The organism is Aquimarina callyspongiae (genome assembly GCF_034322225.1).
In the GTDB taxonomy this organism is placed as follows: domain Bacteria; phylum Bacteroidota; class Bacteroidia; order Flavobacteriales; family Flavobacteriaceae; genus Aquimarina.
The window spans coordinates 103,358-116,587 of sequence record NZ_JAXLPA010000004.1 but is presented as its reverse complement, the minus strand read 5'-3'; the positions used below and the strand labels follow the sequence as shown (position 1 = coordinate 116,587).

Sequence of the window (13,230 nt, the reverse complement as noted above, 5' to 3'; positions counted from 1 at the left end):
TATAATGAAACTATATTTAATATAAATAGATTGTAAAAAAAACAGCTTAATAGAATGCATTCTATTAAGCTGTTGATAATCAATTAGTATTTTGGATTTTATGAACTCTTTCTATTTCTTGCCAGTTATCAAAAATTCTAAAAGGGCATCGTTAAGTTTATCGCCGGTATTGCTATTTGTAAAAATGACATATCCCATATTAAGGTCTTGATACATTCGTGCTTCGCATTTAAAATCTCCATTATTCCCTCCGTGTCCAAAGCTTAGTCCATAAGGTGTTTTTTGCAGATGGATGCTCAACCCAAAATATTCTTCCCAATCAGGTCTATTATCTTTTTCTTCTTTTGGGATTTTGGTTTGGACACTAAACATTTCTTTATAAGTTTCTGGCTTTAATCCTTTTTTGACGGATAACCCCAGTAAATAGTTTGAAAATGTTTTAGCTTCGGTATGCATACTCCAAGCCATTCCTGGATTGTCTGGTAATGATGCTCTTGTTGCATAATTACTAAAATGCCCATTGGCGACTACTTTTTGAAGGTATTCGTTCTTTTTGAAATACGTATGTTTTAAATCAAGAGGATCTAATACTTCTTCTTTTAATAAAGTTGTCATATCCTTATCCGTTATATGGGCAACAACTCTTTTTAAATATTCAAAACCTTCTCCAGAGTATCGATACTCGGTTCCGGGAGTGAATTTGATGTCTAATTTTCCATCATCATTCATCCAGGCCCAGTTAGGAAAACCGGTCTTATGTGATAATACGTGTCTTGCCGTGATTAACTTGTAACGCTCGTCGTGTTCAATGGCTTCAAATGGTAAATACTCGTATAGAGGTTTATCTAAATCAATTACTCCTCTTTCTACTAATCTCATTACAGCAAATCCAAAAACAGGTTTAGTAATAGAGGCTGCTTCAAACAAAGTCTTATCATCTACTTTTTCCTGGGTTAATGTATTTTTTACACCATATGTTTTATGATATATAACTTTACCTTCTTTTATAAGGGCTAAAGATACTCCTGGGATTCCGTAGTATTCCTGATATGTGTTGATGAACTTATCTAGAGTTTTACTTTTTGTTTCATCAAAATTATGTAATATTCCTTTTTCTGGAATTATTTCTGGAACGGGAGAGAAAGATAATTCAAGAGGAGAAATTTTTTGAGTTTGTTTATTACCTACAACGACATTTAATTTATTTTTATCCTGAATCCTCATAGGTTCATCATCCTGATAATAAATAGGATTAGCCACTGTTATATCATAACTACCAGGAGGAAGATCTATATTATAAATACCAGTAGAATCTACTGCTGCCTGTGTCCATAATATAGGGTTATCAGTAGAGGTTAATCTGACCTGATCCGGAAACCCTTTTGTTGAAATATCTTTCCATCGAATTTGCCCTGTGATTGTAGCAATTTGTTGATTTTTATTTAAGAGAATAACATCACCTAACCTGTTAGAGGATTGACTTTTACCACCACCTTTACCCCAGGAAGTAAAACTATATGTACTTTGATCGTCTTCTTCGTCCTTATCAATAATAACATGATCAATACCTATGGTCTTTCCTGCTATTATTTGCTCTTTTAATTTAATCTTACATTCATAGTAGGTGGTTGTATTTTTACGACTAGTAACAATTTTAACGTTATCCCAATTATGATTTCTTGTTGATGGGTCCCAACTTGTTGAAGAATCCATCATTTCTTTATATTCTTTACTGAATTGATACAGATCCAAACCAGATCCTCTTGGAGAATGCTGACCGTCAATATATAAATTGTATGAATCCTGTGTATTCCAATCAGCATTTTCAGAATTATCCACTACATAAGAATCATCAACTACAGTTACCAGAATATATAAGGATTCTTCAGAAATATTATACCCTATCTGGAAATGAGCTTTGAAATCTTGCTCATTTTTTGGAGTGTTTCCAAATGGAAAATTAGCTATAGGAAATTGTTGAAGATTTTTGGGCCAATCTTCGGCATTACCATCAATTGTTATGTTTGTAATAGGGTAAGCATACGCAACAGAACCATTAGAGGGAAAACTTGAGGTAGTTCTATCATTTTCTAGGAGTAGAGAGTTACTGAATGATTTAAACTGAAAGAAAATAATCAAGCAAATACAGATTATTATGGGTTTGAAATAAGTTTTAAAGATATTTTTTTTATAAACGGAGTTAGAGAGATAAATTGGTGAGTTCATGATGAATGTTTTTTTGTATGGACAAGCATTTCATAAAATTGTTACATTTTTTATGTTAATATTTTATTGAAAGGGGTGGTTAGAGTATTTATTTTGTGAGAGTTATGATTTATGAGTCTGAAGATTTGACATTCTTTTACTGTTAAATCTATTATGTTAGATATTTCTTTGTCTTGACCTGCTTTTTTATAGTTTTGCATTTTTAAAGAAAAAATATATGATTTCTGTAGACGGAATTGCAGTAGAGTTTAGTGGAGAAACATTATTTAGTAATGTTTCTTTTGTGATAAATGAGAATGATAAAATTGCCCTTATGGGTAAAAATGGAGCTGGTAAATCTACCATGATGAAAATTATTGCTGGCGTACAGAAAGCAACTCGAGGTAATATTCGTTGTCCTAAAGATGCTGTGATAGCCTATTTACCACAGCATTTGTTAACTGATGATAATTGTACAGTGTTTGAAGAAGCTTCTAAGGCTTTTGGGCAAATCCAGGAGATGCAACAAGAAATGGATCGTCTGAATAAAGAATTAGAAACTCGTACAGATTACGATTCTAAGGAGTATATGGAGATTATCCAGAAAGTAACGGATCTAGGTGAAAAGTTTTACGCAATCGAAGAGGTTAATTATGATGCAGAAGTAGAGAAGGCGTTGATGGGGTTAGGTTTTAAAAGAGAAGATTTCATAAGACCTACAAGTGAGTTTAGCGGAGGATGGAGAATGCGAATAGAGCTGGCTAAAATCTTATTGCAAAAACCTGATTTAATTCTATTGGATGAGCCAACGAATCATGTAGATATAGAATCGGTTATATGGTTAGAAGATTTTCTAATTAACAAAGCCAAAGCGGTAATTGTTATTTCTCATGATAAAGCATTTATTGATAATATAACCAATCGAACTATCGAAGTCACGATGGGGAGAATTTATGATTATAAGGCAAATTATTCTCATTATCTTGAGTTGAGAGAGGAACGACGTGCTCATCAGGTAAAAGCATATCAGGAGCAACAAAAATTTATTGCAGATACCAAGACATTTATAGAACGATTTAAAGGTACTTATTCAAAGACGAATCAAGTAAATTCCAGAGAACGTATGCTGGAAAAATTGGAGATTATAGAGATTGATGAAATAGACACCTCTTCTTTAAAACTTAGATTTCCGCCTTCTGCACGTTCTGGAGATTATCCAGTTATGGCAAAAGAGTTATCTAAGCAATATGGAGATCATATAGTTTTTAAAGAAGCTAACTTATCTATAGCAAGAGGAGAGAAGGTCTCTTTTTTGGGAAGGAATGGAGAAGGAAAATCGACTATGATAAAAGCTATAATGGGAGAGATTGATTATGAAGGAGAATGTGGTTTAGGACATAATGCAAAGGTTGGATATTTTGCTCAGAACCAAGCCTCTTTATTAGATCCTAACTTAACGGTTTTTCAAACGGTAGATGAAGTAGCAAAAGGAGATGTTAGAACCCAGATTAAAAATATATTGGGGCAATTCATGTTTAGCGGGGATAATATCGATAAAAAAGTAAGTGTCCTTTCTGGAGGAGAAAGAACGAGACTGGCGATGGTTAAATTACTTCTTGAACCAGTAAATGTTTTGATATTAGATGAACCTACAAACCATCTTGATATTAGATCAAAGGATGTACTTAAAGAAGCTCTATTGGCTTTTGACGGAACATTAATCCTGGTTTCTCACGATAGGGATTTTCTTCAAGGGTTATCAAATAAAGTATTTGAATTTAAAGATAAAAGGGTTATCGAACATTTTGAAACGATAGATGAGTTTCTTGTTAGAAACAAAATGGAGAATCTACAAGAAATTGACCTGAAATAAGGAAAACATTACCACTACAAGAATTTGAAAACTTGTAGTGATACTAATCGGTTAGTTTTTTGAATACCTTGCCTGGATGCTTAGAGGATGTATAACCAATTATGGTATTACTCTTATCTTTTATAAAGGTAATTTCGTCTTTACTTAGATTGGTAAACTTATCTTTTTCCAGATAGAAAACAGGGTAGCTCCTTTTTTCAAGGATAGCGTAAAGTGATTTTTCTCTGGAATTGAACTTTAACTCTACTTTAGCTCCTTCTAGGTATTCATACGTTCCTGTATATTCTTTGAGATTAGAAATAGTTGTGTATTTGTGGTACGGATTGTCTTTAGTTAAAATCAAACCTTCACCGGGGATCCATTTGTCATATTCCATGTGATAGGCTATTCTTCTGGCTTGATTAAACCCCTGTAATTTGGCAACGAGATGTAGGGCTCCATCTATACCAGCTGAGATTCCTGCAGTAGTAACAACTTTTCCATTATCAACAAAACGAGCATCTTTGACAACAGTGATTTTTGGGTAGTTTTTTTCCAGACCGCTCAAAGCATTATGAAAAGTTGTGGCTGTCATACCATCAAGTATTCCGGATTTTGCCAATGCAAATACTCCGGTACATACAGAAAAATGATAAGCAATGTTTTGTTGATTTTTTACCCAATCGATTACTTGTTTATCATTAAATGCATTAGAAGCGTTTCCTCCAAAGAAAGCAAGAATATCTGCTTGTGGAGCGTTATGAATACTATAATCTGGGACAATGGTAAGAATTCCTTGTGAAGTGATAGGTTCTTTGGTTTTGGAAACCGTAAATATTTCAAAATCGGCATAAGCAAATACTTCCATCGGTCCGGCAAAATCTAAAACTTCTACTCCAGGTTGTAAGTAGAATGCAATTTTTTTCTTACCTACATTTTTATATTTTTCGTTTCGTTCCTTTTTTGTAATCAGTTGCATATCACAATGAGTGCAAGTTCCAGGACGATCAAACTCTAAAGTATCACAATTGTTATTACATGGAACACACACATAGATATCGTCTGGTTTTTTTGAGGATTGTGCAATTAGTGAAATAGAGATTAGAAGTAATACTACTGTTATCGGGGTTTTCATTGTTTTTGATTTATGATTGACAGGGGTAAAAGTAATAGTTTAACAGCGTGTTAAAAGGACAAGCAGGCGAAGTATTGAGACAATTAAGGGCTTAGTTTGATAAAATATCTTTGGGTAATATGCCTTGATGTTTTTTAAGAAGGTTTCTTAATTGATTAGCACTTTTTAATCCACATTGATTAGCGACATAACTCACCTTATTACCTTCCATCAGTAGGTGAATGGCCCTGTCTACCCTAAGTTTTTCCAGATAAGCCCCAATAGTAATTCCTGTTGTGGTTTTAAAAAGGCGAGTTAGGTTTCTACTACTGGTATTTACATGCTCAGCAATATCCTCTAATGTAAACGAAGCATGAATATGATTACTGATATAATCCTGAATGTCATGAACACGGGTTTCTAAGTGATTTCTATACTGAAGAAAGATACTTAGTTGTGGATCTGATTGACTTCTGCGAAAATAAATAACAACTTCTTTGGCAACATCTGCCGCCAGCTTTGTCCCGAACTCAACTTCTAAGATGTATAAAGCTAAATCAATACCGGAAGTAACCCCTGCACTAGAATATAGATTGTCTTCGATTACAAATAACCTATTTTGCTTAAGTTCGATATTAGGATACTTTTGATTGAATTCCGAAAAATACTTCCAGTGGGTAGTACAACTTTTACCATTAAGAACGCCAGATGCTGCCACCAAAAATGTACCTGTGCAGATGGAACAAATAGTAGCTTTATTAGTGTGTTGTAATTGTAGCCACTTAAAAAAAGAAACACTTTTTTTAATGAACTCAGCATTTGATATAAGGTGAAATTCTATTCCAGGAACAAAAACGAAATCATTTTTGTTTAATTCAAATTGATGAAAAGGAGTTAATTGGGTAAAATGTAAGCCTGCACTGCTTTCAATTTTAGTAGTGTCATTCATAGCTACAAAATGTAGTTCAATATCAGCTCCATACTCTTTGGCTTCATAAAAGATGTGGGCGGGACCATTAATATCCAGAAGATGAACTTTGGGCGGTATGATGAAAAGTATTCTTTTAATGACTAAATTTTTAGGCCAATATACTATTTCTTCTCAAAAGCGATTTCAGATGTTGAAGAGGTTAAGAATGTTGATCAGAATAAGAGGGACATCTTACTTTTTTTGTGGCACAATAGTATTTATAAGAGGTAATTCTAGCTGATTTTGTAAAAACAGGTAATTCTACGCTAAAACATATCCAATTAACAAATGATATTTGTTAGATGACAAAAATAATGATCTGAATTACTTTTATATACATTGATACCCTCAATTATTATATCGACAATTTAAAGAGGTCAATCATAAAGAATTAAAAGTTCAACAATAATTTACTAAACTTTAATTTCTAATAAACCTAATTATAATGAGTGCAATTACTATTTCAGGGCGTGTTTTTATGAATGGCGCCTCACGCTGGTCTCCTAAAGGCTTATGTTATCAACCTACTAATGATGTAGATCCGATTTCGGATGACAATTATGCAACTATTGATGCGTTGTTAGGAAAAAATGGAGATTGGACCAAACTTGGCATTAATGCTATTAGAGTCTATCAGGTAGACCCTTCTTCTGCAACCTCACATGATAAAGTAATGAGTTTGTTAGCCAGTAAAGGTATTTATGTAATGATAGGATGTGTAAATTCACAAGTTGCATTACCAAGAGATGGTACTTACCCGTGTGCTGTATTAGATAGAGTAAAAAGTGTAGTAGATAAGTTTCAGAAATACGATAATGTACTTTCATTCTCAGTTTCGAATGAATTATTATATGCAACTAACCAACCGAATGTAGCTGCTGCTGCCAAAGCTCTGGTGCGTGATACGAAAGCTTATATTGTTCAAAAAGGTTACAGAAGTATTCCTGTAGGTTTAGTGTTACGTGATGATCCTAGTGCTACTGGAGCAAATACGCTGGCTGCTGCTTATTTTTATGCATGTGGCAGTGCTTCAGACCGCGTGGATTATGTTGCCTATAATCAATATCGATGGTGTGATTATACATCTACTCCTCCACAGGGAAGCATTAATGCGTGGTATGAATTATATCAAAGCTTTAAAGATTTTCCAGTACCGGTTTATTTTGGTGAATATGGTTGTAATTCTAGCAGTAATCGTAATTGGACTCAGGTCCCTTATCTTTTTGGAACTACCCAACTTACACCTTCCGGTGCTAGTGCTGTATCCATGTCTGATGTTATTTCAGGAGGTTTTGCATTTCGATATATTCAACATACAGAAAACTTAGGATTAGTAAGTACGAGTGGAACTCCTATTTTGGGTAATGGGTTTGCAGATTTGGGAACTCAATATGCTGCGATTACTAGCTTTGCAGCTTCTTCTGTTGCGGGAACAGATCCGTTACCATGCAGTACTGGTTATAATCCTACTTTACCAACGGCTTGTGGAGGTAGTTCTCCATCTGGATCAACAATCACAATAAAAGTGACTAATGAAGTATTGCCAGCTACGAGTATTTCCTGGTCATATTCTACGGATACCAATAAAAATGGTGCAACCTGGATACCTATAAAAACTTTGACACCAGGAGCACCAACTACAGATATTGATGTACCAACAGATGCTGTATGGTTAAGTATGGCATATAAAGATGTGAATAGTAATCAATGGTATGGAGGATGTATGATTGCTATGAGTAGTGTTTCTGCGGGAGATACTGTTCATGGGGCATGGGTTGCAAACCAGGGAACCTGCCCATTGAATTAAGGCAATTAATCTGATATATAGTATACTTTTTATGTAGCTTTCCTTGAAAAAGGAAGGCTACATTAATTTGATGTATGCCAGTTTATTTTTTGAGTAATTTAAAAGAAAAAATAGTATTAATTATAATTCTCAATATTAAGTCCTAAAACAATATCTCTTTTAACCGTATAAATTCCATTCTTTAGTACAGGGAAACTTATTCCGGAACCTCCTCTATTGGACAGATTTTTTCTTTTAGTTTGGGTTAGGAGAGGATCATTATCAAAAAAATAATCCTCAATATAATATTCGTTCTTACCAGGTTCTTTTACTGTAATATGAATATGTTCTGGGGCGACTCCATTAGGATAAGCAGCGGGACGGAAGGTATAAAAGGTATACCGACCATCAGCATTTGTTTTGATCCAGCCACGTATATAGCCATGTCGGCGAGCCCAACCTTTTTCATCGCCTTTAGTTTCGTATATTCCTTCACGGTTAGTATGATAGATATATAATATTACGTCTTTGGCTGGTGTTTTTCCATCTTTTTGGTAAACAATTCCCGTGATTTTAAGTTGAGGTTGGTTTTTGCTAAAAGCAGGTAATGTATCTATTGATGTGAGTTTCTTATTCTCGTATTCAAATATAGCATCACATCCCTGACAAGGACCTCCAATTATTTTATCTTTAGTAGTACCTTGAGAGTTACAGGCATGACTAAAAAGAATTACCATTATAAAGATAACTTGCTTTTCCATAATCATATATTTAAGAATGTGAAAATGTATTTTGTTATCTAATTAAATGATTTGTAACGACTTATTGTATTAATGAATTGGTAATTTTTTAGCTGATGATCGGATTTACGAAAACAAGAATTTGTTTATTTAACAATAGTGATAGGGGTTCCTTCAACACCAGCATAAAAAACAATTATTTCAGCAGGTTTTGTGCCATCATTTTTTCCATAATGCCAGGTGTTTACCAATTCTACAATAGGATCACCTTCTTTAAGATGTAAGGTGTCATTATGCTCACTTATTACTGTCAATTCACCTTTTAATAAAACACCAGCATTGATTTCAGGATGTTTATGCAATTTTAACTTGGTTTTAGCTGGGATAGTTATTTTTAGAATAGTCACTTTTGGAGTGCCATCAGGATATTTAGGAAGTGGATCACCATTCCAACTTTTTGTAGTTTCTGCCAAAGTCACTACTTCTGTTTTAATTATTTCGTTTTTTTTACAGGATACGAATAAGAAACCGATTAAAAATATAAGAGTATAAGATGACTTCATTTTCAAAGATTTGTAAGATTTAAGAATAGGGGTGCTAAATAAAGCATTTTTGAATTGAAATTAGAATGCTTAGGAGCTTCTTTTATAAATATGAGAACAAATCTATATAAGCAGAATATTGTATAAAAGAAGATTATTCTTTTACTCTAATCAGTTTTTCAATATTTAAATGATCTACACCTATTTTTTCGACTTTTTCAATTCCAACGGTTATAAGGGTATCTCCACTTATTCTGTATTCAAATTCAAAAGTGTTATTTTCCCATTCTCTATAATTGCAATACTCAAGATATTCTGTGTATTTATTTCCATCTACCGAGTATTTACCTCCTCCAGACACAAAGATAGCTGTGCTATCTTTTCCATTATTTAAATCATGCCTTAAAAAAGCAAAATGAGATTGATTAATAATTTTAATCATTTTTTGATTTTTTGTGTAATCTGTGATGGTGGTGTCTTTACCGTTAATTACGGTTCCGGAGATCAGTTTCCAGGTGCCGATTATGGGCAAAGGTTCTTGTTCTGAATCTATTTTTTTTGTTTTGGTATTACAAGAACTACTAAGAAAAACTGTTATAAGTGCCAGGTAAAATATTCTCATCTTTTTTTAAAATTGGTTTATGGTTTATTCGTTTTTAGTTTCTGGTTGTTTATTTGCTTCAAAATCAAAAATATCATTTCGAGCATAATGACCAATAACATCAAAATCCAGTTTGCTATGACTGATCTCCTCTAGGTCTAATTCGGCTATCAAAGCTCCAGATTCACCAAATAATGGACCAGTAATCACCTTGCCAAGTGGAGATACGATAATGCTTCCTCCAGGACATAGTTCTTCAGGTTCGCTTTTGACTAATGATTGATATTTTTCTGGATACATTGAACGGGTATAATATTGATTGCAACCTAATACAAAGCACCTTCCTTCTAGAGCGATATGTTTCATAGTAGCTGTCCATTCTTCTCTGGAATCAGCTGTGGGTGCAATATAAATCTCAACACCTTTTTGATACATCGCCATTCTAGCCAGAGGCATATAATTTTCCCAGCAAATAAGTCCGCCTAATTTTCCGATTTTGGTATTAAAAGTAACTAATGATTCTCCAGAAGCTTCTGCCCAAATGATTCTTTCTGTTCCTGTAGGTTTAATTTTTCTATGAACTCCTAATAAGCCTTGAGTAGGAGAGATGTATAGCATAGAGCAGTATAAACTACCATTTGTGCCTTGTTTTTCTGTTACACCAATTACCAGGTATGTGTTATGAGATTTAGAGATGCCTTCAAGTCTCTTTAAATCATCACTTTCCAGATCTATACTGTTATTGTAGTATTCAGAATATAAAGCACGTCCTTCTGTTGTTCTGCTACCTATTTTTGCTCCAAAATCAAAACCTCTTGGATACCCAGGGATAAAAGACTCTGGAAACACTATTAATTCACAACCTTCTTGTGCATATTTTTTAGTAAGATTCTCAACCTTAGCGATGGTTTTATCCTTATCAAAAAAAACTGGGCTGTCTTGTATTAGACATACTTTTACTTTCATTAGTCAAGAGTTTTAATAGTTTTTTATTTCTAAATAATCGAGGTCAATGCTATTATACTGATTTTGTTTCTTTTGTTTTGGTATCTACTATTTGTAAAATGGTTGGCATACGGTAAACTCCGTGCATAGATTGAATCGCTTTTGTTGCTTCTTCCAGATCAATACCTATAGCTGTAATATACAGAGGTTTTACACTTTCTCCTCGAAGCAGTTCTCTAACATGTTTTTTGTTATTGTGAAAACCTGATTTAGCAACTCCGATTACAGGGATTTGATTGTCTAAAGATGTATATAAATATCCTCCTAATCCAAACTTTTTTGTATCATCAAGATGCACATATCCATCTACAATAATAAGCTCGATCACATCTAAATTTAGGTTTTTCAAAATGACCTGGATGCAAGGAAGTTCTCGTTTATAAAATTCTCCTGGTATATAAGAAGCTACATTTTTGACTTCTTCTATTATGATATCTGTCGGTTCAGGATCATTCCAATCAGAAAAAATGACACAAACTGTTTTAGCATATGATTCATAATATTGAACATCGAAAGCTAATTTCATAAGTGATATATTTTATATACAACCCGAATATACATTTAAAACGAATTAATGACTTGTACGCCTTTAGTATCAAATGAGTTCATATTGGGGAGTGCTGTAATTGCTTCTTCAAGAGTAATAGTACGTTGTATTAATTTTTCGGGATACAATTTTTTATTTTTAATCATATCGAGCATTTCAGGATATTTGTAAGCCTGCATTCCGTGACTGCCTATAACTTCAAGCTCATCGGCCAATACTTTATCCATAGGGATTTTAGGATGTTGATGATCACCAGTCATTAAACCTACTTGTATATGCTTTCCTCTTTTTCTGAGGTTAGAAATTGAATTAAAACAAGTTGTTGCACTTCCTAAAGCATCCATTGATACATGAGCGCCGCCATTTGTAATAGATTTTATGTGTTCAATAATATCAGTATTGTTAGCAGCATTTACTGTAGCAATAGCACCTAATTCTTTGGTGAAAGCTAAAGTTTCTTCATTAATATCAATGGCAATAACCTGTGCTCCTAATGCATTAGCAATCATAATTGCTGATAGACCAACGCCTCCACATCCATGTATAGCTACATATTGTCCAGCAGAAACTTTTCCTTGTTCGACGATTGCTCTAAAGGATGTAATAAACCTACATCCTAGGGTGGCTGCAGTTACATCTGTAATTTCATCAGGAAGTTTTACCAGATTTGTATCTGCATAATCTATGGCTACATATTCTGCAAACGAACCCCAATGCGTAAACCCTGGTTGTGATTGATGATCACATACTTGATGATTACCAGAGATGCATTGCGAGCAAGAACCACAACCACATACAAAAGGTACCGTAACTCTATCTCCTATATTGAAATTTTGAACATTTTTACCTATTGCTTCTATAACTCCGGCAAGTTCATGACCAGGAATATGAGGTAGCTCTATATCAGGATCATGACCCATCCAACCATGCCAATCACTACGACACAAGCCTGTAGCTTTTACTTTTATAACAACACCATTTTCTTTTGGACTAGGATCTGTTACATTTTGAATGGTTAATGGTCCTTGAAAAGATTCGTATACGATTGCTTTCATCTAGTATTTTTTTCTTTTATAGCATCTAAAAACGGTTTCATTTCTAATAAGGTAATATCATCACGTTTTCTTAACTCTCTTAAGAACCATCCTTTGTGACCGGCTCCATAAATAATTAACATTCTTTTTCCTTTGTAACGATGTTTTTCTAGTGCCTTTTCGATATTCCAGTAATGAGCAATATTGATATTATCCCAACCACCAAGGCCTAGTTCTACATTAAATAATTTATTATAGATCTGGAGACTAATATCTTGTATACTATCGTAGGTATTAGTATGTATAAAATATGGATCATTAACTTTTCCTGTTGCTTTGTAAACAGAGTCAGAACGTTTATTTGCTTCTAAATATGCTTTCCAATCTTTTGCTCTACTTGAATCTTTACTGATTGCTCTAAGTTTTTGGCTACGTTCTTGTGCCATAGGTAGGGTCCATCCTGCCGTTGGAATAATTTCAAAATCCATTTCTTTGGTTAATGGAAAAACTACATCTACATATTCAGGAAAACGCATTACTCTGGGTTCAGAGATAGAATCATCTTTTTGAAAACCCTTCATGGCTTCTTCAAAACGATCTGGTGGAATCTCGGATAGAATAAAATCGGGTTTAATTTCCCGAATTAACTTTTCAAGATAATCTGTATTATACACACTGTCAGTACGATGGCTTCCGTGAATAGCACCAAGCACCAAAACTTCATTTTTTGGTTTTTCTACCGTCTTTGTTGCTGTAGGTTGTTTGCAACTAATCAATGACAAAAAAGATAAAATTATAAATGTTTTAATATAAGATCTTAGCATATGTATTTTG

At 33.7% G+C, this 13,230-nt stretch carries 12 protein-coding genes; 2 read left to right on the top strand and 10 right to left on the bottom strand.

Features of this window, described 5'->3' with window-relative positions; translation table 11 throughout:
* Window positions 1-111 precede the first annotated feature (111 nt).
* Window positions 112-2,139: a serine hydrolase gene (locus tag U0D62_RS16960; protein WP_322288514.1), complete on the bottom strand. Its 2,028-nt coding sequence runs from the start codon at window positions 2,137-2,139 to the stop codon at window positions 112-114.
* A 304-nt stretch (window positions 2,140-2,443) separates the two neighbouring features.
* On the opposite strand from U0D62_RS16960, the gene U0D62_RS16955 reads away from it, so the two are divergent.
* Entirely contained in the window at window positions 2,444-4,078 is a 1,635-nt protein-coding gene (locus U0D62_RS16955; RefSeq protein ID WP_322288513.1) for an ABC-F family ATP-binding cassette domain-containing protein, read from the top strand.
* A 43-nt stretch (window positions 4,079-4,121) separates the two neighbouring features.
* Here the strand turns inward: U0D62_RS16955 and U0D62_RS16950 are convergent, their stop codons facing one another.
* Window positions 4,122-5,192 (bottom strand): DJ-1/PfpI family protein, encoded by a 1,071-nt coding sequence (locus U0D62_RS16950; RefSeq protein WP_322288512.1) that lies wholly within the window; start codon window positions 5,190-5,192, stop codon window positions 4,122-4,124.
* Window positions 5,193-5,283: 91 nt separating this feature from the next.
* Window positions 5,284-6,231, bottom strand: a complete 948-nt coding sequence (locus tag U0D62_RS16945; protein WP_322289102.1) for a GlxA family transcriptional regulator — start codon at window positions 6,229-6,231, stop codon at window positions 5,284-5,286.
* Window positions 6,232-6,586: 355 nt separating this feature from the next.
* Here U0D62_RS16945 and U0D62_RS16940 point away from each other — a divergent pair, with 355 nt between their 5' ends.
* Complete coding sequence (locus U0D62_RS16940; protein WP_322288511.1) at window positions 6,587-7,948, top strand: cellulase family glycosylhydrolase; 1,362 nt, start codon at window positions 6,587-6,589, stop codon at window positions 7,946-7,948.
* Window positions 7,949-8,064: 116 nt separating this feature from the next.
* Here U0D62_RS16940 and U0D62_RS16935 read toward each other — a convergent pair whose 3' ends face one another.
* The 7 genes from U0D62_RS16935 to U0D62_RS16905 form a co-directional block, all read right to left on the bottom strand.
* Window positions 8,065-8,688 (bottom strand): dioxygenase family protein, encoded by a 624-nt coding sequence (locus U0D62_RS16935; protein WP_322288510.1) that lies wholly within the window; start codon window positions 8,686-8,688, stop codon window positions 8,065-8,067.
* A gap of 125 nt (window positions 8,689-8,813) precedes the next feature.
* Window positions 8,814-9,230, bottom strand: coding sequence for a cupin domain-containing protein (locus U0D62_RS16930; RefSeq protein ID WP_322288509.1), 417 nt, complete (start codon window positions 9,228-9,230; stop codon window positions 8,814-8,816).
* Window positions 9,231-9,363: 133 nt separating this feature from the next.
* A complete protein-coding gene (locus U0D62_RS16925) occupies window positions 9,364-9,831 on the bottom strand; it encodes a hypothetical protein (RefSeq protein WP_322288508.1) in 468 nt (155 codons plus the stop codon).
* A 24-nt stretch (window positions 9,832-9,855) separates the two neighbouring features.
* Window positions 9,856-10,776 (bottom strand): carbon-nitrogen hydrolase family protein, encoded by a 921-nt coding sequence (locus U0D62_RS16920; RefSeq protein WP_322288507.1) that lies wholly within the window; start codon window positions 10,774-10,776, stop codon window positions 9,856-9,858.
* Between the two features lie 52 nt (window positions 10,777-10,828).
* Entirely contained in the window at window positions 10,829-11,341 is a 513-nt protein-coding gene (locus U0D62_RS16915; RefSeq protein WP_322288506.1) for an endonuclease V, read from the bottom strand.
* Window positions 11,342-11,376: 35 nt separating this feature from the next.
* Window positions 11,377-12,417, bottom strand: coding sequence for a zinc-dependent alcohol dehydrogenase family protein (locus U0D62_RS16910; RefSeq protein ID WP_322288505.1), 1,041 nt, complete (start codon window positions 12,415-12,417; stop codon window positions 11,377-11,379).
* A complete protein-coding gene (locus U0D62_RS16905) occupies window positions 12,414-13,220 on the bottom strand; it encodes a hypothetical protein (RefSeq protein ID WP_322288504.1) in 807 nt (268 codons plus the stop codon). Before U0D62_RS16905 ends, U0D62_RS16910 begins: the two co-directional genes overlap by 4 nt.
* Between the last annotated feature and the right edge of the window lie 10 nt (window positions 13,221-13,230).

Coding starts and splice junctions, on each gene's coding strand:
- U0D62_RS16955 (WP_322288513.1), top strand. CDS start 2,444: ATGATTTCTGTAGACGGAATTGCAGTAGAGTTTAGTGGAGAAACATTA.
- U0D62_RS16950 (WP_322288512.1), bottom strand. CDS start 5,192: ATGAAAACCCCGATAACAGTAGTATTACTTCTAATCTCTATTTCACTA.
- U0D62_RS16940 (WP_322288511.1), top strand. CDS start 6,587: ATGAGTGCAATTACTATTTCAGGGCGTGTTTTTATGAATGGCGCCTCA.
- U0D62_RS16935 (WP_322288510.1), bottom strand. CDS start 8,688: ATGGAAAAGCAAGTTATCTTTATAATGGTAATTCTTTTTAGTCATGCC.
- U0D62_RS16930 (WP_322288509.1), bottom strand. CDS start 9,230: ATGAAGTCATCTTATACTCTTATATTTTTAATCGGTTTCTTATTCGTA.
- U0D62_RS16925 (WP_322288508.1), bottom strand. CDS start 9,831: ATGAGAATATTTTACCTGGCACTTATAACAGTTTTTCTTAGTAGTTCT.
- U0D62_RS16920 (WP_322288507.1), bottom strand. CDS start 10,776: ATGAAAGTAAAAGTATGTCTAATACAAGACAGCCCAGTTTTTTTTGAT.
- U0D62_RS16915 (WP_322288506.1), bottom strand. CDS start 11,341: ATGAAATTAGCTTTCGATGTTCAATATTATGAATCATATGCTAAAACA.
- U0D62_RS16910 (WP_322288505.1), bottom strand. CDS start 12,417: ATGAAAGCAATCGTATACGAATCTTTTCAAGGACCATTAACCATTCAA.
- U0D62_RS16905 (WP_322288504.1), bottom strand. CDS start 13,220: ATGCTAAGATCTTATATTAAAACATTTATAATTTTATCTTTTTTGTCA.